We start from the raw sequence: 26,303 nt of genomic DNA on the forward strand, positions 1-26,303 counted from the left end.
TCGGCCAGTGTGGGCGACGCATACGCACGCGTCAAGCCGGTGCCCGCCGGCCTACAATGAGGCATGGAAGCATCGTCGCGTGCGGCCGCCGGCATATGCTCGATCGCCGAACGCCGGCGAAGGATCGTCCGTCCGCGAGCGGGAGGCACCATGGAAAACGGGATCGTGGAAGTCGTCGTGCTGCTGGCGTTTGCCGCACTCGCCGTGCTGTTCTTCGCCAAGCGTCCGGGGCGCGACCGGCTGAGGGCCAAATTCCATCATCCGCCGCTGCGGCGGCCCAACCGCCCGCATCGGCATCATCAGCCTTGACGGCTGCTACCGGCAGTCGCCCACGCGCTTGCCGCGCCACGTCCACGCGCGCGTGTGCGCGCCGGCCTGCGCATGCTGCCCGCGCAATAGCCCCTTCGAGTCGTAGCTCGTCGGCGTGACAGCGCCCGTCACGGTGCCGTTGCCGCGCCACCGCTAGCCGACGTTCATCGGCAGCAGCACCATCTGCTTGCCCTCGACATGCAGGCGCGCCTGCAGCTCGACGGGCGTCTGGTTGTGCAGCCACGCGGTCAGGAAATTCACGCGCCGGAAGATCAGCTTGCTCGCGAAGCACACGGCATTCGGATACGCGTCGAGCGTCGACGACGCGAGGTTCATGAATTCCACGACCGGATTCGTGCCGAACGCGATCCGGTAGTCGGCCGCGATGCCGTTGCGGCGGCAATGCGCGACATAGTAGTCGAGCGCTTCGGTGATCGAGTGACGCAGCCGTTCGAGATGTTCGTGCCCGTCGTACGCCTTCGCATCGACCTCGCCGACCGCAAGGAAGATCACGTTGCGGAAGTGCCCGGGAAACAGCCGGTTGACCCACAGCAGCGCATGCATGCTCGCGCCGCGATGCTTGCCGACCAGCAGCACGGCCGTCGGTTGCGACGGATCGGGCTTGCCCGGCGCGCTCGCCTCGTCGACTTCGGGCGGCTTGCCGGAGAACAGCGCATCTTCCTTCGCGAGCTGCGCGCGCGTGTACGCGTAGTGGCGGTTGATCATGAAGCACAGCGCGATCACCGCGCTCGTCACGAGCACCGTGAGCCAGCCGCCCGCCGTAAACTTCTCGACCAGCGTGATGACGAGCACGGTCGCTGTCACGCTCAGCCCGAGCGCGGACAGGAAGAAGTGCTTGAACCAGCCGCGCTCGCTGCGATGGCGCCACCAGTACGTGCACAGCCCGAGCAGCGACATGCTGAACGTAAGGAACACGTTGATGCTGTACAGCACGACGAGCACGTCGACGCTGCCGTGCGTCCACAGCAGGATCAGCAGGCTCGACAGGCCGACGACGATGATGCCGTTCTGCCGCACGAGGCGCGTCGACAGGTCGCGGAAATGGCGCGGCACCCACGAATCCGACGCCATGTTCGACAGCACGGCCGGCCCGTCGAGAAAGCCCGTCTGCGCGCCGACCATCAGCAGCCCGGCCTCGAACGCGAGCACGGCCGCGAGCAACGCATGCCGCGCGAACGCCGAGCCGAGCCCGAGATGGTCGATCACGCTGCCGAACACGACCGCGTTGAGCGTCTCGCCTTCGACGGGCCGCGCATGCCACAGCATGTACAGCAGGATGATGCCGCCGGCCGTGAACGCGAGCGACGTCGACATGTACCACATCGTCACCTTGCCGTTCGGCACGCGCGGATCGGCGAGCATGTTCACGTTGTTCGACACCGCCTCGAGGCCCGTATAGGTGCCGCCGCCGAGCGAGAACGCGCGCATCAGCAGCGCGAGCATCACGAACACGCCGAGCGACTGCGACATCCCGTGCGCCTCGTGCACGGCATCGGGCACGATCATCGCGAGGTTGCTGCCGTGCACGGCGACGCCATACACGATCAGCCCGAAGTGCAGCACGACGAAGCCGATGAAGATCGGCAGCAGCACCATGATCGACTCGCGCATCCCGCGGAAGTTGAGCCCGGTCATCAGCAGGATCAGCGCGATCTCGGTCGTGAGCTTGAATGCCTGCGCGCCGACCGGCAGCAGGCTGAAGAACGCGTCGACGCCGCTCGCGAGCGAAGTCGCGACGGTCAGCACGTAGTCGACCAGCAGCGCAGCACCCGACACGAGCCCCGGCTTCGCCCCGAGCAGCGCGGTCGCGACGCGGTAGCCGCCGCCGCCCGTCGGGAACAGCTCGATCACCTGGTTGTAGCCGAGCGCAATGATGAACACGGTCGCCGCGGTCGCGAGCGCGAGAAACAGCGCGAGCGGCGTGTGGTGCGCCAGCGCGAGGAACGCCTCTTCCGGGCCGTAGCACGACGACGACAACCCGTCGGCGCCGAGCCCGACCCAGGCCAGCAACGGCGTCACGGCGATCGCATGGCGCGTGCGCGGATCGAGCGGGTCCAGCGGTTTTCCGACCAGCAACTGCCACACCTTCCGGAATGCGGTCATGGTCCCCTCCCGGCACACCCGGCACGGCGGCGCGATCCCTTAAAGCTAATCGACGCACGCTCGCGGCGCCAGTCCGCATATTCCATAGGGGTCGCCCGCCGGCCCGGCGCCGCTTTCAGCGCGTAAGCGACCGACGCCGGCGCCCGTGCGCAGGAGCGGCCGCCTGCACGTGTTGGCCCGGCGCGGCACAACGGCCTCCCGGCCGCGTTGCGGCTCGCCCTCCCGCTCTCCCGCTCTCCCGCTCTCCCGCCCTCCCGCTCTCCCGCCCTCCCGCCCTCATCGACCGCGCCCGCCGCACTGTCCGCCGCCTCCGATATACGTCTCGTCGCCCGTCACTCCCCGTCTCGTCCGCGCGCATGCGATCCGCGCCCGCGTCCCAGTCGTGCGTTGTTCCCCGCAATTCGGCATTTGTGCGCGCGCAACAATGGCGATGCCTCGCGCCCGGCGCCAGGCGGGCAACCCGATTCCCGCATGGCGCCGGGCGCGATGGTCTTCGAAAACCACATCTCACGAGGACATACCATGCAACTCCAATCCCATCCGGCGTGCCGCCCGTTTTATGAAGCCGGCGAACTCACGCAACTGACTGCCTTTTACGAAGAAGGCCGCAACGTCATGTGGATGATGCTGCGATCGGAGCCGCGGCCGTGCTTCAACCAGCAACTCGTCACCGACATCATCCATCTCGCGCGCGTCGCACGCGACTCGGGCCTGCCGTTCGACTTCTGGGTGACGGGCTCGCTCGTCCCCGAGCTGTTCAACGTCGGCGGCGACCTGAGCTTCTTCGTCGACGCGATCCGCAGCGGCCGGCGCGACCAGCTGATGGCCTATGCGCGCTCGTGCATCGACGGCGTGTACGAGATCTACACGGGCTTCGGCACCGGGTCGATCTCGATCGCAATGGTCGAGGGCAGCGCGCTCGGCGGCGGCTTCGAAGCGGCGCTCGCGCATCACTACGTGCTCGCGCAGAAGGGCGTGAAGCTCGGGTTCCCCGAGATCGCGTTCAACCTGTTCCCGGGCATGGGCGGCTATTCGCTCGTTACGCGCAAGGCGGACCGCGGAATCGCGGAATCGCTGATCTCGACCGGCGAAACGCATGCGGCCGAGTGGTACGAGGATCGCGGGCTGGTCGACGAGACGTTCGACGCCGGTGACGCGTATCTCGCGACGCGCACCTTCATCGACGTGACGAAGCCGAAGCTGAACGGCGTGCGCGCGATGCTGCGCGCACGCGAGCGCGTGTTCCAGTTGTCGCGCTCGGAGCTGATGGACATCACGGAAGCGTGGGTGCATGCGGCGTTCACGATCGAGCCGAAGGACCTCGCGTACATGGAACGCCTGGTGATGCTGCAGAACCGGCGCGTGTCGAAGCTGCGCACGGTGTAATGCGGCGGGGGGGGGGGGGGGGGGGGGGGGGGGGGGGGGGGGGGGGGGGGCGGGGGGCGGGGGGGCGGCGGCGGGGGGGGTGTTTGGGGGGGGGGCGGGCGCCGGGCCCCCCCCCGCTCTCCGGAACGGAGCTCAGGCGATCAGCCTGAGCTTTCTCGTCTCGGCGAGCCACGCCTCGAATGCCTGCGCCGGCATCGGCCGCGCGTAGTAGTAGCCCTGCGCGTGATCGACGTCGAGCTGCTTGAGGAAATCGGCTTCCGCATGCGTCTCGACGCCTTCGGCGACCACCGCGAAATTCAGCGCCTTCGCGAGCGACACGACCGAGCGCACCAGCGCCTGCGAGCGCGGATTGCGGTCGATGGCCGTGATGAAGGTGCGGTCGAGCTTGATCGCGTCGAGCGGCAGGCGCGACAACTGCGACAGCGACGAATAGCCGGTGCCGAAATCGTCGAGATGGATCTGCGCGCCGAGCTGGCGGAACTGCCGCATCAGGCTGTTGGCGGAATCCTCGTCCTCGATGAAGCAGCTCTCGGTCAGTTCGATGTCGAGCAGGCCGGGCTTGAGCCCCGCGCTGTCGAGAATCGATGCGAACTGATGCACGATGTTCGTGTCCTGCAACTGCCGCGCGGACACGTTCACCGCGATCCGGATGCCGAGCCCCTTCGCCTTCCACGCGGCGGCCTGCGCGGCCGCGGTGCGCATCACCCAGCGCCCGAGCGGCGCGATCAGCCCCGACTCCTCCGCGAAGCGGATGAACTCGATCGGCGCGACGAGCCCGCGATCGGGCGACTGCCAGCGGATCAGCGCCTCGACGCCGCGCACGTCGCCGGTCGCGATATCGACGACCGGCTGGTAGTGCAGCACGAACTGCTCTTCCTCGAGCGCCTTGCGCAGGTTCGTGTCGAGCCACATGTACTTCGCGACCTTCTGGTTCATCTCCAGCGAGAACACGCGGTACGTATGCTTGCCCTCCTCCTTCGCGACGTACATCGCGGTGTCCGCGCTGCGGATCAGCGTCTCGAGCGAATCGCCGTGCTGCGGATGCATCGCGATGCCGATCGAACAACTCGTATAGACCTCCATCAGTCCGAGGTGGATCGGCGTGCGCATCCGTTCGAGGATGATCTGCGCGGTCGCTTCGAGCAGCGGCCGCGTGCCGTGCTCGAACAGCACGAGGAATTCGTCGCCGCCGAGCCGCGCGAGCGTCGCGCCGGACGGCAAGCAGCCGCTGATGATCTTCGACACGTCCTGCAGCAGGCGGTCGCCGGTGATGTGGCCGTAGTGATCGTTGACGCGCTTGAAGTTGTCGAGATCGAGGAACAGGATGCCGACCTGGCCGCGCGACACGGCGCTCTCCGCGGCGATCGCCGCATGGATGCGCTCGCTGATTGCATGGCGGTTCGGCAGCCCGGTCAGCACGTCGGTGTTCGCGAGTTCGGTGAGCCGCTGCTGCGCGTTGCGCTCCTCGGTGATGTCGATGCCCGAGCAGATCAGGAACTGCTCTTCGACGCCGCTGCCGCTCTGCACGAACTTGTTGCGGAACTGGAACAGGCGCGGCCCGTTGACCGTGTTGATGTAGCGCTCGACCGCGAACGAGCGGTTGCTCGCGAAAAAGCCCGTGATGTTGCTGCGCGACTGCGCGCCCTGCTCGGGGCTCATGAACAGTTCGAACGCGCTGCGGCCGATCACGTCGACCTCGCGCTTGCCCGTCACTTCCTCGCACAGGTGGTTGAAACGCTGCACCATCCCGTTGCGGTCGAGGATCACGACCAGCGAATTCACTTCGGACACGACCTGCTCGGCGAACGCGAGCCCGTGCGAGAGATCTTCCGCGACAGACACGGCATCGGAATACGCGGAGGCCGTGCCGGCCCAGTCGGTCGTGTTGACCTTCCTGCCGACGAGATGGAGGCTGACCGACTCGCCGAACAGCGCGATGTCGAGCACGAGGTGCGACGTGACGCCCGTCAGCGCACGGATGCGCGCGGCCTGCTCGACCGTCAGCGCGATGGCGACGTTGGTCAGGCCGCGGACGGCGGCGAGTTCGAGCGCATTGCTGTCGCTGCCGAGACGCCAGCAGGGGCTGCGCGTACCGACATGCGCCTCGAGCACCGCGCTATCGTTTTCGTCATCCATGGACACGCCCCGATCCAGAAAAAAAACGCACAGTGTAGACGGAGGCGAGCTGGCCGCCCGCCTTCCCGGGCCGCGCAGCGCGCGTTCCCGGCAGGGCAACCGTGATTGCCGTGACAACGGCCCTCGTCTCGTACTTGTTTCCAGCTAATGCGACCGGCGTTCGCGCGTGAAGCGCGCAGGTTCTGCCTAACGAATGATGAGAGCCATCTTATCAAATGACGATGAGGATTGGCACTCACATTTAGAGCGGAGTGTCAAGGAATCGGGACTCGATTGGCAAGCCGGATTTTTCATGATTGGCGGCATGCTCGAAAGCAGGCGAGGCAGTGCGAAACGGGGCTGGCCGGATAGTCGGAGCGCCTTGCTCCGTATGGGTTTTCTGGAAATCGCAGAATGTAGGGACAGATAGTCTTCAGGACTACGGCGGCAGGGTCGGATCGTGTTCCGGCAACGCGAAATCCGGTCAATTTGTTTCTGTTCGAGCGTGAATGCACCGCTTTATTCCACAGTCGGTTGCAATATCGCGCCGGCTATCGAAGCGGCATGTTTTATCGGATCCCGGCGGCGGGTCGACAACGCCGGTGAACCCGGTACGGCCGCCGTCGCGACCGGCGCGCGAGACACGCGGCGAGCGTCCGCCGTTCCGCACGAACGCCCGCCGTCGCCGCTGCCGCGCGTGGGTCGCGGCTCAGCCCGCCGCGCCGTACCCGCCGCCGCCCGGCGTTTCGACGACGAACACGTCGCCCGGCGCCATCTGCGCGCGGCCGATATGCTCGAGCGCCTCGACCGTGCCGTCCGCGCGCTCGATCGTGTTGCGGCCGAGCGCGCCGGCTGCGCCGCCCGCCGCGCCAAACGGCGCGTGGATCCGGTTGTTCGACAGGATCGACGCGGTCATCGGCTCGAGGAAGCGGATCCGCCGCACCGCGCCGTCGCCGCCGCGCCAGCGCCCGCCGCCGCCCGAGCCGGCGCGGATCCGGTGCGAATCGAGCCGCACCGGGTAGCGCCATTCGAGCACCTCCGGATCGGTGAGCCGCGAGTTCGTCATGTGCGTCTGCACCGCGCCGACGCCCGCGAAGCCGTCGCCCGCGCCGCTGCCGCCCGCGATCGTCTCGTAGTACTGGTAGCGATTGTTGCCGAATGTGAAGTTATTCATCGTCCCCTGGCTCGACGCGACGCAGCCGAGCGCGCCGTACAGCGCGTTGGTGATCGCCGACGATGTCTCGACGTTGCCCGACACGACCGCCGCCGGATACTCGGGGTTCAGCATCGAGCGCGCCGGCACGATCACCGTGAGCGGCTTCAGGCAGCCGGCGTTCAGCGGGATGTCGTCGCCGACCAGCGTGCGGAACACGTACAGCACGGCGGCCATGCAGACGGCCTTCGGCGCGTTGAAGTTGTTGTCGAGCTGCGCGGACGTGCCGGTGAAATCGATCTCCGCGCGCCGGGCCGCGCGATCGACGCGGATCGCGACGCGAATTTCCGCGCCGTTGTCGAGCGGATAGCGGTACGCGCCGTCCTGCAGCGCGCCGATCACGCGCCGCACCGCCTCTTCCGCGTTGTCCTGCACGTGCCCCATGAACGCGAGCACGACGTCGCGGCCGAACTGCGCGACCATCCGGCGCAACTCGTCGACGCCCTTCTGGTTCGCGGCGACCTGCGCGCGCAGGTCGGCCATGTTCTGCTCGACGTTGCGCGCCGGGTAGCGGCCCGATGCGAGCAGCGCGCGCGTGTCGGCGTCGCGCAGCACGCCGGCCGACACGAGCTGCCAGTTGTCGATCAGCACGCCTTCCTCGTCGATATGCGTCGAATCGGGCGGCATCGAGCCCGGCGTCGTGCCGCCGATGTCGGCGTGGTGGCCGCGCGAGCCGACGTAGAACAGCGGCGCGTCCGAGCCGTCCGCGAACACCGGCGTGATGACCGTCACGTCCGGCAGGTGCGTGCCGCCGTGATACGGGTCGTTCAGCATGAACACGTCGCCGTCGCGCATGCGGCCGCGGTTGCGCTCGATCACCGTGCGGATGCTCTCGCCCATCGAGCCGAGGTGCACGGGCATGTGCGGCGCGTTCGCGATCAGGTTGCCGTCGCCGTCGAAGATCGCGCACGAGAAGTCGAGCCGCTCCTTGATGTTCACCGAGTACGCGGTGTTCTGCAGCCGCAGCCCCATCTGCTCGGCGATCGACATGAACAGGTTGTTGAAGATCTCGAGCCGCACCGGATCGGCATCGGTGCCGAGCGAGCGGCGCGTCGGCAGCGGCGTCGTGCGCGTCAGCACGAGGTTGCCCTGCGCGGTCATCCGCGCGCGCCAGCCGGGCTCGACGACGGTCGTGCCGTTCTTCTCCGCGACGATCGCCGGGCCGTCGATCGCGTCGCCTGCGAGCAGCGTGTCGCGCACATAGAGCGACGCGTCGTGCCACTGGCCGCCGGAATGGAAGCGCACGGCGGAATCCGCGCGCGGCGCAGCGCCTTCCCCGCGCGAGGCCAGCGGCGCGATGTCCACCGGCGCGTCGGAGCGGCCGATTGCCTCGACCGACGCCAGTTCGGCGACGAGCGGCGTGCCGGGCATCAGGAATGCGTAGCGCTGCCGGTACGCGGCCTCGAACGCCTGCTGCATCGCGTCGACGCTGCCGGCCGGCACGTCGAGCGCCGAATCGGTGCCCTGGTAGCGCAGGTGCACGCGCCGCTCGGTCGCGATCCGCTCCGGCGGCACGCCCTGTTCGAGCAGTGCGCCAACGGCCTCGTCGGCCAGCCGGTCGAGCGCCGCGTTCAAGGCCGGCAGCGATGCATCGGACAGCACGGCCTCGACCGCGCGCTCGCGCATCGCGGTCTGGTCGGCCAGGCCCATCCCGTATGCGGACAGCACGCCCGCGAGCGGATGCGCGAACACCTGCGTCATCCCGAGCGCGTCGGCCACGCCGCACGCGTGCTGGCCGCCCGCGCCGCCGAACGTCGTCAGCACGTAGCGCGACACGTCGTGCCCGCGCTGCACGGAGATCTTCTTGATCGCGTTCGCCATGCTGCCGATCGCGATTTCCAGGAAACCTTCGGCGAGTGCTTCGGGCGTTTCGCGCCGCCCCGTCGCCGCATGGATTTCATCGGCGAGCGCCGCGAACTTCGCGGCCACGCCGTCGCGGTCGAGCGGCTCGTTTGCATGTGGGCCGAACACGCGCGGGAAATGATCGGGCTGAATCTTGCCGAGCATCACGTTGCAGTCGGTCACCGTCAGCGGGCCGCCGCGCCGGTACGCGGCCGGCCCCGGGTTCGCGCCGGCCGATTCGGGTCCGACGCGCAGCCGCGCGCCGTCGAAGCCCAGCACCGAGCCGCCGCCCGCGGCGACCGTGTGGATGCTCATCATCGGCGCACGCATCCGCACGCCGGCCACCTGGGTCTCGAACACACGCTCGAATTCGCCGTTGTAGTGCGACACGTCGGTCGACGTGCCGCCCATGTCGAAGCCGATCACCTGACCGAAGCCGGCCGCGCGCGCGGCGCGCACCATCCCGACGATGCCGCCGGCCGGGCCCGACAGGATCGCGTCCTTGCCCTGGAACGCATCGGCGCGCGTCAGCCCGCCGCTGCTCTGCATGAACTGCAGGTTCACGCCCGGCATCTCGTGCGCGACCTGCTCGACATAACGACGCAGGATCGGCGACAGGTACGCGTCGACGACGGTCGTATCGCCGCGCGACACCATCTTCATCAGCGGCGACACTTCGTGCGACACCGAAACCTGCGTGAAGCCGATGCGGCGTGCGAGCTCCGCGAGCGCGCGTTCATGCGCGGTGTAGCGGTAGCCGTGGATCAGCACGATCGCGAGCACACGCACGCCGGTGTCGAACACGCGGCGCAGCGACGCTTCGGCATCCTGCACATCGAGCGGCACGACGACGTCGCCATGCGCGCCGATGCGCTCATCGATCTCGACGACGCTCTCGTACAGCGCATCGGGCAGCACGATGTCGAGATCGAACAGCCGCGGCCGGTTCTGGTACGCGATGCGCAGCACGTCGCGAAAGCCGCGCGTCGTCGCGAGCGCGGTGCGTTCGCCCTTGCGTTCGAGCAGCGCGTTGGTCGCGACCGTCGTGCCCATCTTCACCATGTCGACGCGCTCGGGCGTGATCGGCTCGCCGTCGGCGAGGCCAAGCAGGTGGCGGATGCCGGCCACCGCCGCGTCGCGGTACTGCTCGGGGTTCTCCGACAGCAGCTTGTGCGTGACGAGCGTGCCGTCGGGCCGGCGCGCGACGATGTCGGTGAACGTGCCGCCGCGGTCGATCCAGAATTGCCAGCGTGCGGCGTCGGAGGGAACGGGAGAAAGGTGTCGGTCGGTCATGATGGTCGATGCGTCGTGAAATCTCGGAACGAGCGCCGCCGCACGGCGCGCGTCGCGCGCCGTGTCACGGTGTCGATGAAAGGGGAAGAAAACGAAGGGCGGGCCGCCCCGCCGCTTACGCGGCGTCGAGTTCGCGGCCGCGCGTCTCGGGCAGCGTCAGCGCGGCGACGATCACCACGCCGTATGCGGCAACGGCGAAGATCCCGATGCTCGTGCCGAGCCCGTATTGCTTCGACAGCGCGCCGATCAGGAACGGGAACAATGCGCCGATCGCACGGCCCACGTTGTAGCAGAAGCCCTGGCCCGAGCCGCGCACGCGGGTCGGGAACAGTTCGGTGAGGAACGCGCCCATCCCCGAGAAGATGCCCGACGCGAAGAAGCCGAGCGGGAAGCCGAGCCACAGCATCGACGCGTTGGTCAGGTTCAGCGACGTGTACGCGAACGCGATCGCCATCGAGCCGACCGCGAACAGGATGAAGTTCGGCTTGCGGCCGAGGCGGTCGGTCAGGTATGCGCTCGTCAGGTAGCCGACCCACGAGCCGAAGATGATCATCGCGAGATAACCGCCGGTGCCCATCACGGTCAGGTGCCGCTCGGTCTTCAGGAAGGTCGGCAGCCACGTCGTGATCGCGTAGTAGCCGCCCTGCGCGCCGGTCGTCAGCAGCGCCGCGCGCAGCGTCGTCGTGATCAGCTTCGGCGCGAAGATCTCGGTGAGGCGCGGCGCGTCGGCCACCTTCGCCTGCGCGGCCTTCTCCTTTTCGTAGACGTCCGGCTCCTTCACGTAGCGGCGGATCGCGACGACCAGCAGCGCGGGCGCCAGCCCGACGAGGAACAGCGCGCGCCACGCCTGCTCGGCCGGCAGCACCGAGAACAGCAGCGCATACAGCAGCGCGCACAGCCCCCAGCCGATCGCCCAGCCCGATTGCACCAGGCCGACCGCCCTGCCGCGATCGCGCGCGCGGATCACCTCGCCGATCAGCACCGCGCCGGCCGTCCACTCGCCGCCGAAGCCGAAGCCCATCAGCGCGCGCGCCGCGAGCAACTGGTGATAGTTCTGCGCGAGCCCGCACAGCGCGGTGAACACCGCGAACCACAGCACCGTGAGCTGCAGCGTGCGCACGCGGCCGATCCGGTCGGACAGGATGCCGGCGATCCAGCCGCCGAGCGCCGACGCGAGCAGCGTGATCGTGCCGATGAAGCCGGCGTCCGCGAGCGAGATGCCCCAGGTCGCGACGAGCGTCGGGATCACGAACGACAGCATCTGCGTGTCCATCCCGTCGAGCATGTAGCCGACCTTGCAGCTCCAGAACGCGCGGCGCTCGCGCGGCTGCGCGTATGCGTACCACGAGAACAGGCCGCTACGCTCGGGGCTCGCGGGCTCGGCGGCGGGTGCCGCGAGGGTCTTGCTTTCCATGGTGGTGCTCCTGTCGTTATGCGCCGTCAATTGTGTGCGTGTGTCGTGTGTGCGTCGCCGCGATGCCGGATCAGAACACGGCCAGCGACGCGTTCGTGATGTCGGTCATCAGCATGTGGCCGGGCGTATGCGCGATCGCGATCGGCAGCTTCGCGTCCATCAGCGCGGTTTGCGGCGTCACGCCGCACGCCCAGAACACCGGCAGCTCGCCGTCGCGGATCGTCACCGCGTCGCCGAATTCGGGTGCGTTCAGATCCGCGATGCCCAGTTCCTGCGGGTGGCCGATATGGATCGGCGCGCCGTGCACGCCCGGAAAGCGGCTCGTGATCTGCACCGCACGGATCGCATCGGCGCCGCGCATCGGCCGCATCGACACGACGAGCCGGCCGCCGAAGATGCCTGCGCGCCGGTTCGGAATCGACGTGCGGTACATCGGCACGTTGCGGCCCTCCTCGACGTGGCGCAGCCCGATCCCTTCACGGGCGAGCATCTCCTCGAACGAGAACGAGCAGCCGATCGCGAACACGACGAAATCGTCGCGCCACAGCGCCTCCAGCGACTCGACGCGTTCGGTCAGGCGGCCGTCGCGGTACACGTTGTAGCTCGGCACGTCGGTGCGGATGTCGAGATCCTCGCCGAGCGCGTCGATCCGGAACGCGCCCGGTTCGCCGACGCCGAGCAGCGGGCACGCCTTCGGATTCGCCTGACAAAAGCGCAGGAAATCGTGCGCGTACGCATCGGGCAGGATCGCGAGATTCGCTTGCGCGAACGGGCCGCAATGGCCTGCGGTCGGGCCGCGGAACGCGCCGCGACGCACGGACTGGCGGAATTCGGAAGGCGTCATGAGATTCAATGGCAGATCGGGATGTGGTCGGGATGACGGTGTCGCGTCATCGGATACGGCGAAGAATAGAAAAGAAATAATTTTGTCGCCAACGAGTTTTTTTGCGCTGCGTGTATAGAATTTCTTAACGTATCTTCGGGTTTTCCCCGGTCCCGTTCATTTTTTCAGCGGGGCAAGCTGCGCGCCCAATGCCTTGCCGACCGCCATGAACACGCGTTTTCTCGAAACCTTCGTCACGCTCGCGAAGCTGCGCAACTTCCGCACGACGGCCGCCGCGCTGCACGCGACGCCGGCCGCGATCTCGCAGCGCCTGAAGGCGCTCGAGGACGAATTGCAGACGGTACTCGTCGACCGCGACAGCCGCGAATTCCGGCTCACGCCGAACGGCGAGTACCTGCTCGGCTATGCGAAAGCCGTGGTCGAGGCGACGCAGGAGCTGCAGGCCGCCGCGTCCGGCGAGAGCGCGCTGCGCGGCAAGCTGCGGCTCGGCGTGATCGAGACCGTCGTGCATAGCTGGCTGCCGCACTATATGCGCCGCCTCGCGGCCGACTACCCGCAACTCGAGATCGACCTGACCGTCGACGTGAGCGTCGTGCTGCAGCGCCGGCTGATGGCCGGCGAGCTCGACCTGATCATCCGCGTCGAGGGCAGCGACGAGGCGTCGGTCGTCTGCGACGCGCTCGCGAACTATCCGGTGCGCTGGATCGCGCGCGCGGGGCTGCTGCCGAACACGCGCACGGGCCTTGCGCGGCAGGTGCTGCGCCAGCCGATCCTGACCTACGGGCGCGGCACCGCGCCCCACCGCGCGCTCGAGGACATCGTCCGTACCCTTGCGCATGCGCATGGCGTGCCGCTGTCGGACACGCGCATTACCGGATCGCCGTCGATCTCGGTGATCGTGCAGCTCGTGCGCGACGGCTTCGGCGTCGCCGCGATTCCGGTGCTGTTCGTCGATGCGCTGATCGAGAGCGGCGAAGTCGTCGAACTGCCGCTGCAGCCGTCGCCGCCGTCGATCGTCGTGTCGATGTCGCGGCGCGCGGATGCGCCGCGGTTCGTGCACGGCGCGTCGATTGCCGCGCGGGCAGCGTGTCATGAGTACTGCGAGAAGAGTACGCGGCGGTTGGTTGAGGCGCTTTGAAGCGGCGCGGCACAGCCGGACGCCGTGCCGTCATCGGTTCGCCTGAATCAGGCAGCCAGTCACGCGGATTGAGCCGCATGCGGCTGCGCCAGCTTGCCGTCGCCGTACTCGCGGAGCACCTTCGAGATCACGACGCGATAGCCGTCGAGCCAGCGCGCCTGCTTCGCCTTCGCTTCGAGGTGCGCCGGATGCTGCATCAATTGCTGCAGTGCCGCTTCCGATTCCCAGTAGTAGACGTTCTGGATCAACCCCGCTTCGGCGTTCTCCCACGTCTCCTCGCCGAGATAGCCGGGCGTCGCGCGCGCCATGTCGGCGATCTGCCGGTCGAGCCGGTGGAATTCGTCATCGTATTGCCCGGCACGAAAAATGAAGGTCGACGCGTACATGCCCGCTCCGTCTGAAACGATCGAAAGAGCGCCAAGTGTAAGGCACGCGCGGCGTGCCGCGATCGTTACGCGGCGAGCGGATCGGCGTCGAGCCATGCGTCGATGCGTGGCGCGTCTTCACGCGTTCCGGCCGCGGGCGCAGGCATCGCCGCAAGCGTATGCCGTGCTCGTTCGAGCGCCTGTGCGAAGCCGCGCAACTCGCGTGTCGCGGGCCGGTCGTCGGCACGCCGGCGTTCGCCGATTCGCCGCTTCGGCACGCGACGGATCGTCAGCGCGCCGACGAAGCGGTGCCGAATGCCGGAACAGTTCGCGCAGCGACAGCGTCGGCGCGCTGTTGCAGCAGCGTCCGCATGCATTGCACGCGAGCAGGTACGTGTCTACCACGGCCGCCGCACCGAATCCTGGTAACGCGTGAGGATGAAGCGCGCGACGTCGTCCGAGTGATATGCGGCGACGAGCTGCGCGACCCACGGTTTCGCGCGATCAGCGTTGCGCACCGTCAGCACGTTCGCGTACGGCGAACGCGCGTCCTCGATGCCGATGCTGTCGCGCGCGGGCTGCAGCCCGACGCGGGCGGCATCGTCGCTGTCGATCGCGACGAACGCGGCCGTGTCGAGCGCGGCGTAAAGACGATCGCGGCGCAGCGCGACGAATTTCAGCCCGAGCCGGTTGCCGGTCACGTCGCGCAGCGTTGCACGCAGGCCGGCCTGCTCGCGCAGCGTCACCAGCGTGTCGTTCTGCAGCAGCACGAGCGCACGCGCCATCCCGCGCGGATCGGCGGGAATCGCGACCGTCGCGCCGGGCGGCAATTCGTTCAGGTTTTTCAGCTTGCGCGAATAAAGCGCCATCGGCAGCGTGACGGTCGGCGCGACTTCGGTCAGCGCGTAACGTTTCCGCGCGCGCGTCGCGGCAAGCTGTTGCGCATCCTCGAAGCTGGCCGCGTCGATCCGGCCGTCGGCGAGCGCCGCGTCGATGCGCGATGCATCGTCGAATTCGACGACGTCGACACCCAACCCGCGTGCAGCAGCGACCCGCTTCACTTCGTCCAGGATCTGCGCATGCACGCCGCGCGTCACGCCGACGCGCACGGCCGGGGCAACCGATTCGGCCGCAACGGCCGATCCCTGATGGACGACACCGCACGCGGCCAGCAGCCATACGGAAACGGATCGCACGATGCGGTTCCTCACGATGCATCCCTCAGGATCGTGCGAAAGCCGATGTGCGACGCGCCGAGATCGGCCTCCTGCTGTTCGCGCGATGACGCGCGATAGCGCACGCAGTAGTCGCGCGAGCACAGGAACGAGCCGCCCTTGATGACCGTCGGCGTATCGTGCCGGCGCGTCGGCGGTGCGACGGCCGCCGTGTCGCCGTTGGCGTGCGGCTGATGCGGGCCCGTGTACGCGTCCTTCGTCCATTCCCAGGCATTGCCGATCATGTCGTAGAGGCGGAAGCCGTTCGCCGCATAACAGCCGACGGGCGCGAGGCCCGCATGACCGTCCTCGGCCGTATCGAGCACCGGGAACGCGCCCTGCCAGTAGTTCGCGGCCGGCTTGCCCTGCGCATCGCGCGGCGCCGCGTCGAGCGAGGTATCGTCGCGGCCGGCCTTGCCCGCGTATTCCCATTCGGCCTCGGTCGGCAGATCGCGGCCGAGCCAGCGCGCATACGCGAGCGCATCGCGCTGCGTGACGAGCGTGACGGGCAGGTTGCCGAGCCCATCGACGCCGCTGCCGGGCCCGCGCGGATGACGCCACGATGCCCCCTTCACCCACGACCACCATGCGAGGTCGCGCGCATTCATCTCGTCGCGCGTCGGCATGTTGAACACCGCCGCACCGCCCTGCTGCTCGGCCTCGGTCACGTAGCCGGTCGCCTGCACGAATGCGGCGAACTGCGCGATCGTCACGTCGGTCTGGTCGATCCAGAAACCGCCGACGTGCGTGCGGCCGTCGCCGGCCGGACGCTCGTCCGCATAACCGCGCGTGCTGCCGAACACGAACGCGCCGCCGCGCAGATGCACCATCCCGGCCTTCGGGTCGTCGCGCCACTTTGCCGGCAGCCCCGAGTAGCGCTCGCACTGCCGCTCCGAGCCGAGCGGCGCGAGCGCGCGGCCGCGATTCGCGTCGTCGAAAGCGCCGCCCGCCGGCGCCGCCGGATTCGCATAGCCCACCGCGAACGCGGCGGCGAACAGCGTGGCGGCGAGCGCCGCGCCGATCGTCCAGAACCGGAACCGCATCGTGTCGTCCTTTCAAGAAAGCGCCTGCCCGCTCCAGGTTTTCCGCCCCGAAGGAAGCTCCCTTGGGGGATGCCCCGTCGGGGGCCCTGGAGCGAAGCGACAGGTCCGGGGGCGCTCAGTAATAACCGCGCGGACGCAGCGGCTCGACGCCGCCGACGTTGCTCATGTACGTCTTCCACTGGTCGACGAGCGTGCCGATCACCGACGGGTTCTGCGCCGACACGTCGGTCGTCTCGCCGCGATCCGATGCGAGGTCGTAAAGCTGCCAGTGACCGTCGAGCGGCCCGAGCGGCGGCTCGGTCCACAGCGCCTTCCAGCGCCCGTCGGCGCTGCGCAGGTACGCGCGGCCGTATGCTTCGTCGCCGAACGGCGCCGTATGCACCTCGCCCGTCGCCGAACCGGTGAGCACCGGCAGCAGCGACTGGCCCGTGACCGGGTACACGTAGCGGTTGTTGTAGATCACCTTGCCCTTGTTCTGGTCGACGCCCGTCAGCGTGTTGACGAGCGGCGGCGCCGGCTGCGACGGCGGCGTGACGCCCGCGACCGCGAGGAAGGTCGCCGTGTTGTCGGTCACGTGCGTGAACGCGCGCAGCGTCGGCAACTGCTGCGACTGGCCCGGCAGGCGCACGATCGTCGGCGTCGATACGCCGCCTTCGGCCGAGTAGCCCTTCGTGTGCCGGAACGGCGACGCGCTCACTTCGGCCCAGCGCAGCCCGTACTGCAGGCGCTGCGCGTTCTGCTTGCCGTTGTCGGTGCCGAGCGCCGAATAGGTCGGCTCCCGCGCGTTCGCGGTGTCGGTCGCCGTCGGGTCCGCGCCGGAATCGATCGGCCAGCCTTCCGCGCCGTTGTCCGACTGGAACATGATGAACGTGTTGTCGTATTCGCCGATGTCCTTCAGGTGCTGGATCAGCAGGCCGATGTTGTAGTCGAGGTTCTCGACCATCCCCGCGTAGATCTCCATGTAGCGCGCCTGCGCACGGCGCTCGGCCGGCGACAGGCTCGACCACAGCTTGTCGACCTTGCCGGTGCCGTAGTCGCTGTAGCCGTCCGCGGCCGGATGCACCGCGCTGATGTATTTCGCGCTCGCGGTGCCGTTGTTCGCGGTCGCGGGCGACGCCGCCGTCGTTTCGGGCACGCCGTCGAACGGCTTGAAGTCGGCGGGAATCAGGCCGAGCGCTTTCTGCCGCGCGATCCGCGCGTTGCGGATCGCGTCGTAGCCGGCGTCATAGACGCCCGCGTACTTGTGCAGCCACGGTTCGGGCACCTGCAGCGGCCAGTGCGGCGACGTGTACGCCGCATATGCGAAGAACGGCTTGCCGTCGCGCTGGTTCGAATCGATGTACGAGATCAGCTTCTGCGTATAGAAATCGGTCGAATAGAACACGGCCGGGCTGCCGCCCGTACCGCCCGGCTGCCCGGGCTGACCAGGCTGCACGTAACGGCCGTCCTCCGTGTAGTTCGACGAGCCGGCCGGCTCGTGCGCGAAGTGGTTGGTCGCCGCGCCGCCGAGCAGCACGTAGCTGCGCTCGAAGCCCCACTGGTCGGGCGTCTGCCCACTGCCCGTCGCGCTGCCGACGATCCCCGAGCCGATGTGCCACTTGCCCGCGATATAGGTGTGGTAGCCGGCGTCCTTCAGCAGTTGTGCGAACGACAGCGCGCGGTCGTTCAGGTAGCCCTCGTAGCCGGGCAGCCCGCGCCGCTCGTCGGCCGGCACGCCCATCGTGCCTTCGCCGACGAGATGGTGATCGGTGCCGGACACCAGCATCGCACGCGTGATCGCGCACACGGTGCCGGTGTGATGGTTCGACAGGATGCGGCCCGATGCGACGAGCGCGTCGAGGTTCGGCGTGTTGATCTCGCCGCCGAACGCATGGATGTCGGAATAGCCGAGATCGTCGGCCATGATGTACAGGATGTTCGGGCGTTTCGCGGCCTGCGGCGGCGTTGTATTGGCCTGCGGAGGCGGCGAATCGCTGTCGACGCCGCCGCACGATGCGAGCGACACCGCGCCGGCGATCGCGGCGCAGACGACACGGAAACGGAAAGCATGCAACGGCGACGCGGACTTTTTCATTATCGTGAACGCTCGATCTACGGGATCGGCGATCTTATCTTCGCGCGCGCGGCGCCCAAAGTCGGATTCGTCACATGCTAACGGGGTGCGGGAATATGCGATGCGGGCCCGATGCAGGCCGTTTGGCGCGGCCCGCGCCGCGATGCGTCAGCTGCGCCCGCCGAGGCTGCCGCCGCCGTCCACGGCCAGCACCTGCCCCGTGACGAAACCGGCTTCGTCGGACAGGAAGAACGCGATCGCGGCCGCCACGTCGTCGGGCGTGCCGAGCCGGCGCGCGGGAATCGTCGCGAGCACCTTGCGTTCGGCTTCGCTGCCGACCGGCCGCGTCTGTCGGAACAGTTCGGTCTCGATCGGGCCCGGCGCGACAGCATTGACGGTCACGCCATGCTCGGCGAGTTCGAGCGCCCACGTGCGCGTGCAGCCGACGAGCGCGCTCTTCGCGGCCGAGTATGCGGTGCGATCGAGGCTGCCGAAAATCGCGCGGCTGCAGATGTTGACGATGCGCCCGTGACCGCGCGCCTTCATCGCGTCCGCAAAGTGCTGCGTGACCTGGATCGCGGCCCGCACGTTCAGATCGAACACCGCCTGCAGCGACCCGAAATCGATCTGCCCGAGCGGCTGCGGCAACACGATGCCGGCGTTGTTGACGATGCCGTCGACGTCGTGCCGCTCGCTGATGTGCGCAAGCGTTGCCGCCGTCCGTTCGATGTCGGCAAGATCGCACGCGAGCAATTCGCCGGGGAAATCGATGCCCTGCGCATGCCGCGCAAGGCCGATGACGCGATGGCCGCGCTGCGCCAGAAATGTGCTGACCGCGAAGCCGATGCCGCGCGACGCGCCTGTTACGAGATAGGTGCGGGATGACATGATTCGTGCCTGTGTGGAAGGAATCGAAGAAGTCGCGATGCGTACGCAGCCACGCGACGCATCCGCGTTCCGGACGATTGTGCATCGGGTCGAAAAAACGCGTACGGTCGCCGGCACTCGCACCGTTCAGCCGCTCCGCCCGGATGCGGTGCGCGCTTGTGCGGGCCGCCTTCCCGCCTCAGTCATCCGACGCCAGCATCCGCGGAATCTCGTCGACGAGCGCATCGATGACGACCCGCACCTTCGACGGCACGTGGCGCGACGACGGCCGCACCGCGAACACCTCGGCGCCCGACACGCTGTTGCTGTCCATCACGAGCACGAGGCGGCCGTCGCGCAGGTAAGGCGCCATCAGCCAGCACGGCAGCCACGCGAGGCCCGCGCCGGCAGCGGCCGCATCGGCGATCGCCTGCAGGTCGTCGAACCGCAGGCGGCCGGCCGCGCGGTGGTCGTGCACCGCGCCGTCCGCACCGATGATCCGCCATGGTGCCGGCTGCCCGCCGCGCGAATATGCGATGCCGACGTGCGACGCGAGTTCGTCGAGCCCCGTCGGCCGGCCGTGACGTTCGAGATACGCGGGCGATGCGCAAATGCCCATCCGCTGTACGCCAAGCCGCCGCCCGACGAGCGTGCTCGTATCCGCAAGCTCGCCGATGCGCACCGCGACGTCGAAACCGTCGTTGATCAGGTCGGCCAGGCGATCGCTGAACGACACGTCGATCTCGAGCCGCGGATGACGCTCGACGAGGCGCCGCATGACGGGCGCAACGCATTGCCGCCCGAACAGCACGGGCACGCTGATGCGCAGCCGCCCCGACGGCTCGCGCCGGCCCGCGTCGAGCGCGGCCTCCGTTTCGCCGAGATCGGCCAGCAGCCGCCGGCACTGCTCGTAATAGACGAGCCCTTCGTCGGTCAGGCTGAGCTGGCGCGTCGTGCGCTGCAGGAGCCGCGCGCCGAGACGGCGTTCGAGCCGCGCGACGACCTTCGCGATCGCCGAACGCGTGACGCCGATGCGCAGCGCCGCCGCCGCGAAGCTGCCCGACTCCACGACGTCGACGAATTCGGCGACGCCTCTCAGACGCTCGTCCATGCGATTCCGCTCCGGTTGGATGACAGATTTGTGTCCATGACGGCGACAGTCAGTGGCCGAATTCTCGCCAATGCGTCCCCGTGCGCAACACTATGATAGTTCGACCTATCTCGAAAAGGAGTCGACATGCACGCATGGCAAGTCAAACCCGGCGACGGCGCTGCCGGGCTCCGGCGCATCGACGCGACACGCCGGCCCGTCGGGCCGACCGACGTCGTCGTGAAGATCCACTCGGCAGGACTGAACTACCGCGACCTGATGTTCGCGCGCGGCGACTATCTCGGCATCGGCAAGGACGCGTTGATTCCTGTTGCCGACGGCGCCGGCGAAGTCGTCGAAACCGGCCGCGACGTCACGCGCTTCAAGCCGGGCGATCGCGTGATCAACACGTACTTCCCGCGCTGGATCGACGGGCCGCCCACGCCGCAGAAGGTCTCGGGTTCCCCCGGCGCGCAATTCGACGGCGTGCTGGCCGAGCACTTCGTGTCCGACGAAGCGGCGCTGGTCGCGATTCCCGCGCATCTCGACTACGACGAAGCGGCGACGCTGTCGTGCGCGGGCATCACCGCGTGGAATGCGCTGTTCGCCGACGGAGGCGCGGGGCCGGGCTCAACCGTCGTGCTGCTCGGCACGGGGGGCGTCTCGATCGTCGCGCTGCAGCTCGCGCACGCGGCGGGGTTGCGCACGATCGTCACGTCGTCGAGCGATGCGAAGCTCGAACGCGCCCGCGCACTCGGTGCGGATGCAACGATCAACTATCGCGCGACGCCCGAGTGGGAGCACGAGGTGCTGCGGCTCACCGGCGGCGCGGGCGCGGATCTCGTCCTGGAAGTCGGCGGACACGACACGCTGCCGCGCTCGGTCGCCGCGACGAAGCTGGGCGGCATTGTGTCGGTGATCGGCGGCGTCAGCGGCTTCGGCGGCCCCGAACTCGGGCTGCTTTCGCTGATCGGCGGCATTCGGCAATTGCACGGGATCATGGTCGGCAGCCGCGCGATGCTCGACGACGTCGTGCGGTTCGTCGATGCGAAGCGGATCAAGCCGGTGGTCGATCGCGTGTTCGGCTTCGACGAAGCGCCGCAAGCGTATGCGTACCTGCAGTCGGGACAGCATTTCGGCAAGGTCGTGATTCGCGTCGCTTCGTGATGGATGAAGGCGGCGGGCCGCCGCCTTCTTTCCGGCGGGTTCCATCAGAACTTGTGCCGAATCCCCGCGTGCACCATCAACTGCTTCGACGTCGACGACAGATCGGCCGCGCCCGGGATATACGCCTGATCGAGCGACGAGCCGGTCGCGTCTCCTGCGATCCGCTGATACGCGCCCATCAGATACACATCCGTTCGCTTCGACAGGTTGTAGTCGGCCATCAACCCGATCGAATGAATCTTCGGCTTCGCGGCGCCGGTCGTCGCGTCGTAGCGCACCGTCGTGTACACATACTGCGCGCCGACGAAGAACGCCGGCGTGAACTGATACTTGCCGTTCACTTCGAAGTTCTGATACTTGATCGACGTCACCGTACCGCCCGCAAGCGGCCCGGTCACCGGTGCGATCGTTTCGTCGCCGAACAGGTAGCCGACGTTCGCGGTCGGCCGCGTGACGTTGCTGTTGGTGTACGCGAATCCGACCGTCGCGGGCCCTGCGGTGTAGTTGATGCCCGCCCCGAAGATCCGCAGCCGTGCCGACGCGAAGTTCGCATCAGCGCCGACCGACCCCGAACCCGCGATCGCACCGCCCGATGTTGCGCCCGGGTTGTCCGCGTTCAGGAACGCCGCACCGACGAGCAGGCCGCCCTGCTCGTACTGCGCGCCGACGCTCCAGACCCGGTTGTTCGCGAAACCCGTGTCGTTGCTGAAGCTGTACGTGCCGCCGAACGAGAAGCCGGAGAAATCCGGACTCGCATACTTCACGGTATTGTTCGTGCGGAACGTGTTGCCGGTGTTGTCGTTGTCGAGCGGGTGCGAGAACGGATAGACGCCCCAGCTCCCGTTCGCGGTCGTCGGCGCGAGATAGTCGACGACCGAATCGTATTGCCGGCCGAGCGTCAACGTGCCGAAGCGCGTGCTGCCGAGCCCCACGTAGGCCTGACGCCCGAACATGCGGCCGCCCTGCGCAAGCGTGCCGCTGTTCACGTTGAAGCCATTCTCGATCTGGAACAGCGCGCTGTAGCCGCCGCCCAGGTCCTCGGTGCCCTTCAGCCCCCAGCGGCTGCCCTGCGCGAAGCCGCTCGCCATCTGCCACGCACTGTGCCCGCCAACGTTGTTCGTATAGTCGATTCCCGCATCGACGAGGCCATAAAGCGTGACGCTGCCTTGCGCGAACGCGGGCGCTGCGCACAGCGCCGGAAGCGCGACAAAAATCGATCTCCAGTTCATCCGTAATCCTTATTTATGGTCGATCGCGCACATTTCGTGCGCTGCTGCTTACTTCGTGCCGTAGATATCGAAGTCGAAATACTTCCGGTTGATCCGCTGGTACGTGCCGTTCGCGAGAATCGTTGCGAGCGCGCGGTTGAATGCGTCGCGCAGGTCGTGGTCCTGCTTGCGCAACCCGAGGCCGTCGCCCTGCCCGAAGTACTTCGCGTCGTCGATCGGCGCGCCGGCGAACATGAAGTCCTTGCCCTGCGGCTTCTTCAGAAAGCCGTCGCTGGCCGCGATCGATGCCTGGAACGCCGCGTCGAGCCGCCCCGTCACGAGATCGGCGTACACCTGATCCTGGTTCGGGTACGACACGATCTGCACGCCGGCCGGCTGCCAGTTCGCGACTGCGTAGTCGGCCTGCGCGGAACCCTGCTCGACGCCCACGCGCTTGCCTTTCAGCGATTCGGCCGTCGGCAGCAGCGGCGTGCCCTTGCGCGCGATCAGCCGGGCGGGTGCATTCGAGATGCGGTTCGTGAACGCGATCTGCTGCATCCGCTTCGGCGTGATCGTCATCGACGACGCGATCACGTCGAACTTGCGCGCGAGCAGCCCCGGGATCATCCCGTCGAAGCTCGACTCGACCCACACGCAGCGCGCGTGCAGCTCCGCGCACAATGCATTCGTGATATCGATCCCGAAACCCGTCAGCGTGCCGTCGGGCAGCTTGTATTCGAGCGGCGGGTAAGTCGGATCGACCGCGAGGCGGATCTCCTTGCCCGTCCAGTCGCCCGCATGCACCGATCCTGCCGCCAGCGCCACCGCGAGCGCCGCCATCCACTGTTTCATTGCCCGTCTCCTTGTGTAAATCGTGAATCGTGACCCGAAATCGTGCAGCCGCATCACCCGAGGTATCGCTCAGCGAGCGCGGTCCAGTAGCTCGCACCCGTCGCGAGGCAAGCATCGTTGAAGTCGTAGCCCGGGTTGTGCAGCCCGCATCCAGCCGTGCCGTCGCCGTTGCCGATCGACAGGTAGCTGCCCGGGCACGCCTCGAGCATGAATGCGAAATCCTCGCTCGCCGCGATCGGCCGCAGATGCGGCATCAGCGCCGCGTCGCCGCCCCATTCGCGGGCCACGTCGCGCGCGAACGCCGTTTCCGCCGCGTGATTGACGAGCACCGGATAGCCGTATCGATAGTCGATCTCGGCCATCGCGCCGTAACTCGCGGCCTGCCCATCCACGATCTCGCGGATGCGTCGCTCCAGTAGTGCGCGCACGTCCGGCGACAGCGCACGCACGCTGAGTTCAAGGTCCGCATGCGGCGGGATCACGTTCGATGCGGTGCCCGCATGGATCGAGCCGGCCGTGACGATCGCCAGTTCCTGCGGATTCACGTTGCGCGACACGACCGTCTGCAACGCCATCACGATCGACGCGCACACGACCACCGGATCGATCGTCGTGTGCGGCGCGGCGCCATGCCCGCCGCGCCCGATCACGCGCACGCACACCTCGTCGGCCGACGCCATCGCCGCCCCGTCGCAGAAGCCGAGCACGCCGGCCGGCAGGCCCGGCACGTTATGCATCGCGAACACGGCATCGCACGGAAATTGCGTGAACAGTCCGTCGTCGATCATCCGCTTCGCGCCGCCGAGCCCTTCTTCGGCCGGCTGGAAAATCAGGTTCAATGTGCCCGCGAAGCGCGCGCGCCCCGCAAGACAGCGGGCCGCCGCAAGCAGCATCGCCGTGTGGCCATCATGGCCGCACGCGTGCATCACGCCGTCGCGCCGGCTCGCATGCGGCAGCCCGGTTGTCTCGCGGATCGGCAGCGCGTCCATGTCCGCGCGCAATCCGAGCCGTTTCCCGGCGCCGCGCGTCAGCGTGCCGACCACGCCCGTGCCGCCGAGCCCGCGCGTCACCCGATAACCCCACGTTGTCAGGCAATCGGCAACGAGATCGCTTGTCGCGTGCTCCTCGAAGCCAAGTTCGGGATGCGCGTGCAGCCGGTGACGCAGCGCGATCATCTCCGCCTCGATGGCCGTTATTTCCGGATGAATATGTTTCTGGTCCAACCCCGATTCTCCTGAATGCATTCCGGTCGTCGATCGCCCGGATGACCGATCGTGGCCGAATCGTATGCAGCGAAAATCCCGGCGACCAGCCGCGGTTTCGTTATGATGACAACCTTTCGTTGTCGGGTATCGCACCATGAGCAACATCAAGCTGCATCAGTTGCAGGCGCTCGTCGCGAGCGCGGAGGCCGGCAGCATCCGCGGCGCGGCACGCACGCTCGGGCTGTCGCAGGCGGCCGTCACGCGCGCGCTGCGCGAGCTGGAGGCGAGCGAGCGCCTGCCGCTGCTCGTGCGTGCGCCGGAGGGCATCGGCTTCACCGAATACGGAAAGACGCTGCTCACGCACGCGAAGCTCGTGCTGAAGCAGCTCGAACACGCGCAGAGCGATCTCGAACGCATGCGCGGCCGCGTCGAGGGCCGGCTGAGCATCGGCGTCACGCCGTGGCTCACGATGACGTTCCTCGCGGAAGCCGTGCTGCGTTTTCGCGAGCAGATGCCCGACGTGCGCCTCGAACTCTACGAAGCGCTGATGGCCGTCGCACAGCCGCTGCTGCGCGACGGCAGCATGGACTTCGCGCTCGGGCACGTGCAACCGGGCGGCACGCAGGAATTCGCGTTCGAGCCGATGCTGCGCTACGAGACCTCGGTCATGGTGCGCGCCGGCCATCCGCGCGAACGCGCACGATCGATCCACGACCTGCTCGACAACGACTGGGTGCTGAATTTCGCGGCCGACGGGCAAGCCGCGCTCGTCGACTACCTGTTCACGCGCCACGGCGCAGGGATCGACGAACGGCGCATCGTGCGCGCGCAGTCGGTCGCGATGCTGCAGACGATGCTCGAGCAGGCCGACATGTGCACGTGGTGCCCGACAATACTCGCGGCCGTGCCGCCGTTCGGCGAACGGATGCGGCCGTTGCAACTGAAGGAGACGTTCGAGCCGCGCGACCTCGGGATCGTCACGCGCCGCAGCAGCACGCTGAGCGACGCCGCTCGCTGCTTCATCGACTGCCTGCTGCACGTGATCCGCAGGCATGCGCGCTCCGCGCGCAAGGAGGATCTCGCGCTGTTCAGGACGGTATCGCTGCTGATCTGATCTCCGCCCGGCCCGTCTCCCGTCCATAGCGCATCCGCGCGAATGCTTTTCCGAATCCGTTATTGGATCGCGCCGCCGAGCGTTTTTATACTCGTCAGCACTCTCTCCCAAAGAGTGCCAGCCAACTTCGACAGAACAGCACAGGACGAAAAGATGAGCCTACGCCCCTTGCACGACCGCGTCATCGTGAAGCGACTCGACCAGGAAACCACCACCGCGTCGGGCATCGTGATCCCCGACAGCGCCGCCGAGAAGCCCGATCAGGGCGAAGTGATCGCCGTCGGCCCCGGCCGCAAGGACACGGACGGCCAGCGCATCGTGCCCGACCTGCAGGTCGGCGAGCGCGTGCTGTTCGGCAAGTACGCGGGCCAGGCCGTCAAGGTGGACGGCAATGAGTTCCTCGTCCTGCGCGAGGAAGACATCGTCGCGGTCGTCAATCAATAACGG

The 26,303-nt window shown here is 67.9% G+C and carries 21 protein-coding genes and 1 pseudogene; 6 read left to right on the forward strand and 16 right to left on the reverse strand.

The annotated features are described in order from the left end of the window. The first annotated feature begins 150 nt into the window (after positions 1 to 150). Positions 151 to 309, forward strand: a complete 159-nt coding sequence (locus tag ACPUER_RS18840; protein WP_175960757.1) for a hypothetical protein — start codon at positions 151 to 153, stop codon at positions 307 to 309. 6 nt (positions 310 to 315) lie between these two features. Here the strand turns inward: ACPUER_RS18840 and ACPUER_RS18845 are convergent, their stop codons facing one another. Continuing rightward, positions 316 to 441 (reverse strand): hypothetical protein, encoded by a 126-nt coding sequence (locus ACPUER_RS18845; RefSeq protein WP_275557390.1) that lies wholly within the window; start codon positions 439 to 441, stop codon positions 316 to 318. Positions 442 to 462: 21 nt separating this feature from the next. Further along, positions 463 to 2,433: an APC family permease gene (locus tag ACPUER_RS18850; RefSeq protein WP_425131852.1), complete on the reverse strand. Its 1,971-nt coding sequence runs from the start codon at positions 2,431 to 2,433 to the stop codon at positions 463 to 465. 522 nt (positions 2,434 to 2,955) lie between these two features. Between ACPUER_RS18850 and ACPUER_RS18855 the strand changes: the two genes are divergently transcribed. Then, positions 2,956 to 3,819, forward strand: coding sequence for a crotonase/enoyl-CoA hydratase family protein (locus ACPUER_RS18855; RefSeq protein WP_204422376.1), 864 nt, complete (start codon positions 2,956 to 2,958; stop codon positions 3,817 to 3,819). Between the two features lie 132 nt (positions 3,820 to 3,951). Here the strand turns inward: ACPUER_RS18855 and pdeR are convergent, their stop codons facing one another. The 4 genes from pdeR to ACPUER_RS18875 form a co-directional block, all read right to left on the reverse strand. Beyond that, positions 3,952 to 5,955 (reverse strand): cyclic di-GMP phosphodiesterase, encoded by a 2,004-nt coding sequence (gene pdeR / locus ACPUER_RS18860; RefSeq protein ID WP_425131853.1) that lies wholly within the window; start codon positions 5,953 to 5,955, stop codon positions 3,952 to 3,954. A 688-nt stretch (positions 5,956 to 6,643) separates the two neighbouring features. Then, a complete protein-coding gene (locus ACPUER_RS18865; protein WP_425131854.1) occupies positions 6,644 to 10,282 on the reverse strand; it encodes a hydantoinase B/oxoprolinase family protein in 3,639 nt (1,212 codons plus the stop codon). Between the two features lie 115 nt (positions 10,283 to 10,397). Beyond that, positions 10,398 to 11,696 (reverse strand): MFS transporter, encoded by a 1,299-nt coding sequence (locus ACPUER_RS18870; protein WP_175960761.1) that lies wholly within the window; start codon positions 11,694 to 11,696, stop codon positions 10,398 to 10,400. A gap of 70 nt (positions 11,697 to 11,766) precedes the next feature. After that, positions 11,767 to 12,540 (reverse strand): putative hydro-lyase, encoded by a 774-nt coding sequence (locus ACPUER_RS18875; RefSeq protein WP_034182034.1) that lies wholly within the window; start codon positions 12,538 to 12,540, stop codon positions 11,767 to 11,769. A 205-nt stretch (positions 12,541 to 12,745) separates the two neighbouring features. Here ACPUER_RS18875 and ACPUER_RS18880 point away from each other — a divergent pair, with 205 nt between their 5' ends. Further along, the gene (locus ACPUER_RS18880) at positions 12,746 to 13,678 is read left to right on the forward strand and encodes a LysR family transcriptional regulator (RefSeq protein WP_065502871.1); all 933 of its coding nucleotides are present in this window, start codon (positions 12,746 to 12,748) and stop codon (positions 13,676 to 13,678) included. A gap of 59 nt (positions 13,679 to 13,737) precedes the next feature. On the opposite strand, the gene ACPUER_RS18885 is transcribed toward ACPUER_RS18880, so the two are convergent. From ACPUER_RS18885 to ACPUER_RS18915, 7 genes and pseudogenes are all read right to left on the reverse strand, one after another. After that, the gene (locus tag ACPUER_RS18885; protein ID WP_175960762.1) at positions 13,738 to 14,064 is read right to left on the reverse strand and encodes an antibiotic biosynthesis monooxygenase family protein; all 327 of its coding nucleotides are present in this window, start codon (positions 14,062 to 14,064) and stop codon (positions 13,738 to 13,740) included. A gap of 212 nt (positions 14,065 to 14,276) precedes the next feature. Next, a pseudogene (locus tag ACPUER_RS18890) lies at positions 14,277 to 14,448 on the reverse strand (flagellin N-methylase); the annotation flags it as partial. Then, positions 14,442 to 15,254 (reverse strand): MetQ/NlpA family lipoprotein, encoded by an 813-nt coding sequence (locus ACPUER_RS18895; protein ID WP_425131855.1) that lies wholly within the window; start codon positions 15,252 to 15,254, stop codon positions 14,442 to 14,444. The pseudogene ACPUER_RS18890 and the gene ACPUER_RS18895, both read right to left, overlap by 7 nt. Next, complete coding sequence (locus tag ACPUER_RS18900; RefSeq protein ID WP_425131856.1) at positions 15,251 to 16,300, reverse strand: formylglycine-generating enzyme family protein; 1,050 nt, start codon at positions 16,298 to 16,300, stop codon at positions 15,251 to 15,253. The genes ACPUER_RS18895 and ACPUER_RS18900 overlap by 4 nt, the downstream gene beginning before the upstream one ends. Before the next feature lie 115 nt (positions 16,301 to 16,415). Beyond that, entirely contained in the window at positions 16,416 to 18,374 is a 1,959-nt protein-coding gene (locus tag ACPUER_RS18905) for an arylsulfatase (RefSeq protein ID WP_425131857.1), read from the reverse strand. 147 nt (positions 18,375 to 18,521) lie between these two features. After that, complete coding sequence (locus ACPUER_RS18910; RefSeq protein ID WP_175960765.1) at positions 18,522 to 19,241, reverse strand: SDR family oxidoreductase; 720 nt, start codon at positions 19,239 to 19,241, stop codon at positions 18,522 to 18,524. A gap of 178 nt (positions 19,242 to 19,419) precedes the next feature. Then, on the reverse strand, positions 19,420 to 20,331 hold the full coding sequence (locus ACPUER_RS18915) for a LysR family transcriptional regulator (protein WP_175960767.1): 912 nt from the start codon (positions 20,329 to 20,331) through the stop codon (positions 19,420 to 19,422). A 126-nt stretch (positions 20,332 to 20,457) separates the two neighbouring features. Between ACPUER_RS18915 and ACPUER_RS18920 the strand changes: the two genes are divergently transcribed. Next, the gene (locus ACPUER_RS18920; RefSeq protein WP_175960769.1) at positions 20,458 to 21,477 is read left to right on the forward strand and encodes a zinc-dependent alcohol dehydrogenase family protein; all 1,020 of its coding nucleotides are present in this window, start codon (positions 20,458 to 20,460) and stop codon (positions 21,475 to 21,477) included. A 44-nt stretch (positions 21,478 to 21,521) separates the two neighbouring features. Here ACPUER_RS18920 and ACPUER_RS18925 read toward each other — a convergent pair whose 3' ends face one another. Genes ACPUER_RS18925 through ACPUER_RS18935 form a run of 3 tightly spaced genes read right to left on the reverse strand, consistent with a single transcriptional unit; the run spans position 21,522 to position 24,781 of the window. After that, positions 21,522 to 22,706, reverse strand: a complete 1,185-nt coding sequence (locus tag ACPUER_RS18925) for a porin (protein ID WP_425131858.1) — start codon at positions 22,704 to 22,706, stop codon at positions 21,522 to 21,524. Between the two features lie 48 nt (positions 22,707 to 22,754). Beyond that, a complete protein-coding gene (locus ACPUER_RS18930; RefSeq protein WP_425131859.1) occupies positions 22,755 to 23,537 on the reverse strand; it encodes an ABC transporter substrate-binding protein in 783 nt (260 codons plus the stop codon). A gap of 53 nt (positions 23,538 to 23,590) precedes the next feature. After that, positions 23,591 to 24,781, reverse strand: a complete 1,191-nt coding sequence (locus ACPUER_RS18935; protein WP_310131038.1) for a M20 aminoacylase family protein — start codon at positions 24,779 to 24,781, stop codon at positions 23,591 to 23,593. Positions 24,782 to 24,896: 115 nt separating this feature from the next. Here ACPUER_RS18935 and ACPUER_RS18940 point away from each other — a divergent pair, with 115 nt between their 5' ends. Then, entirely contained in the window at positions 24,897 to 25,856 is a 960-nt protein-coding gene (locus tag ACPUER_RS18940) for a LysR substrate-binding domain-containing protein (protein ID WP_425131860.1), read from the forward strand. Between the two features lie 153 nt (positions 25,857 to 26,009). Then, the gene (locus tag ACPUER_RS18945) at positions 26,010 to 26,300 is read left to right on the forward strand and encodes a co-chaperone GroES (RefSeq protein ID WP_011694564.1); all 291 of its coding nucleotides are present in this window, start codon (positions 26,010 to 26,012) and stop codon (positions 26,298 to 26,300) included. Positions 26,301 to 26,303: the final 3 nt, after the last annotated feature.

It is taken from the genome of Burkholderia sp. DN3021 (genome assembly GCF_049805555.1).
Taxonomy (GTDB): domain Bacteria; phylum Pseudomonadota; class Gammaproteobacteria; order Burkholderiales; family Burkholderiaceae; genus Burkholderia; species Burkholderia pyrrocinia_C.

Coding starts and splice junctions, on each gene's coding strand:
- ACPUER_RS18840 (WP_175960757.1), top strand. CDS start 151: ATGGAAAACGGGATCGTGGAAGTCGTCGTGCTGCTGGCGTTTGCCGCA.
- ACPUER_RS18850 (WP_425131852.1), bottom strand. CDS start 2,433: ATGACCGCATTCCGGAAGGTGTGGCAGTTGCTGGTCGGAAAACCGCTG.
- ACPUER_RS18855 (WP_204422376.1), top strand. CDS start 2,956: ATGCAACTCCAATCCCATCCGGCGTGCCGCCCGTTTTATGAAGCCGGC.
- pdeR (WP_425131853.1), bottom strand. CDS start 5,955: ATGGATGACGAAAACGATAGCGCGGTGCTCGAGGCGCATGTCGGTACG.
- ACPUER_RS18865 (WP_425131854.1), bottom strand. CDS start 10,282: ATGACCGACCGACACCTTTCTCCCGTTCCCTCCGACGCCGCACGCTGG.
- ACPUER_RS18870 (WP_175960761.1), bottom strand. CDS start 11,696: ATGGAAAGCAAGACCCTCGCGGCACCCGCCGCCGAGCCCGCGAGCCCC.
- ACPUER_RS18875 (WP_034182034.1), bottom strand. CDS start 12,540: ATGACGCCTTCCGAATTCCGCCAGTCCGTGCGTCGCGGCGCGTTCCGC.
- ACPUER_RS18880 (WP_065502871.1), top strand. CDS start 12,746: ATGAACACGCGTTTTCTCGAAACCTTCGTCACGCTCGCGAAGCTGCGC.
- ACPUER_RS18885 (WP_175960762.1), bottom strand. CDS start 14,064: ATGTACGCGTCGACCTTCATTTTTCGTGCCGGGCAATACGATGACGAA.
- ACPUER_RS18900 (WP_425131856.1), bottom strand. CDS start 16,300: ATGCGGTTCCGGTTCTGGACGATCGGCGCGGCGCTCGCCGCCACGCTG.
- ACPUER_RS18905 (WP_425131857.1), bottom strand. CDS start 18,374: ATGAAAAAGTCCGCGTCGCCGTTGCATGCTTTCCGTTTCCGTGTCGTC.
- ACPUER_RS18910 (WP_175960765.1), bottom strand. CDS start 19,241: ATGTCATCCCGCACCTATCTCGTAACAGGCGCGTCGCGCGGCATCGGC.
- ACPUER_RS18915 (WP_175960767.1), bottom strand. CDS start 20,331: ATGGACGAGCGTCTGAGAGGCGTCGCCGAATTCGTCGACGTCGTGGAG.
- ACPUER_RS18920 (WP_175960769.1), top strand. CDS start 20,458: ATGCACGCATGGCAAGTCAAACCCGGCGACGGCGCTGCCGGGCTCCGG.
- ACPUER_RS18925 (WP_425131858.1), bottom strand. CDS start 22,706: ATGAACTGGAGATCGATTTTTGTCGCGCTTCCGGCGCTGTGCGCAGCG.
- ACPUER_RS18930 (WP_425131859.1), bottom strand. CDS start 23,537: ATGAAACAGTGGATGGCGGCGCTCGCGGTGGCGCTGGCGGCAGGATCG.
- ACPUER_RS18935 (WP_310131038.1), bottom strand. CDS start 24,781: ATGCATTCAGGAGAATCGGGGTTGGACCAGAAACATATTCATCCGGAA.
- ACPUER_RS18940 (WP_425131860.1), top strand. CDS start 24,897: ATGAGCAACATCAAGCTGCATCAGTTGCAGGCGCTCGTCGCGAGCGCG.
- ACPUER_RS18945 (WP_011694564.1), top strand. CDS start 26,010: ATGAGCCTACGCCCCTTGCACGACCGCGTCATCGTGAAGCGACTCGAC.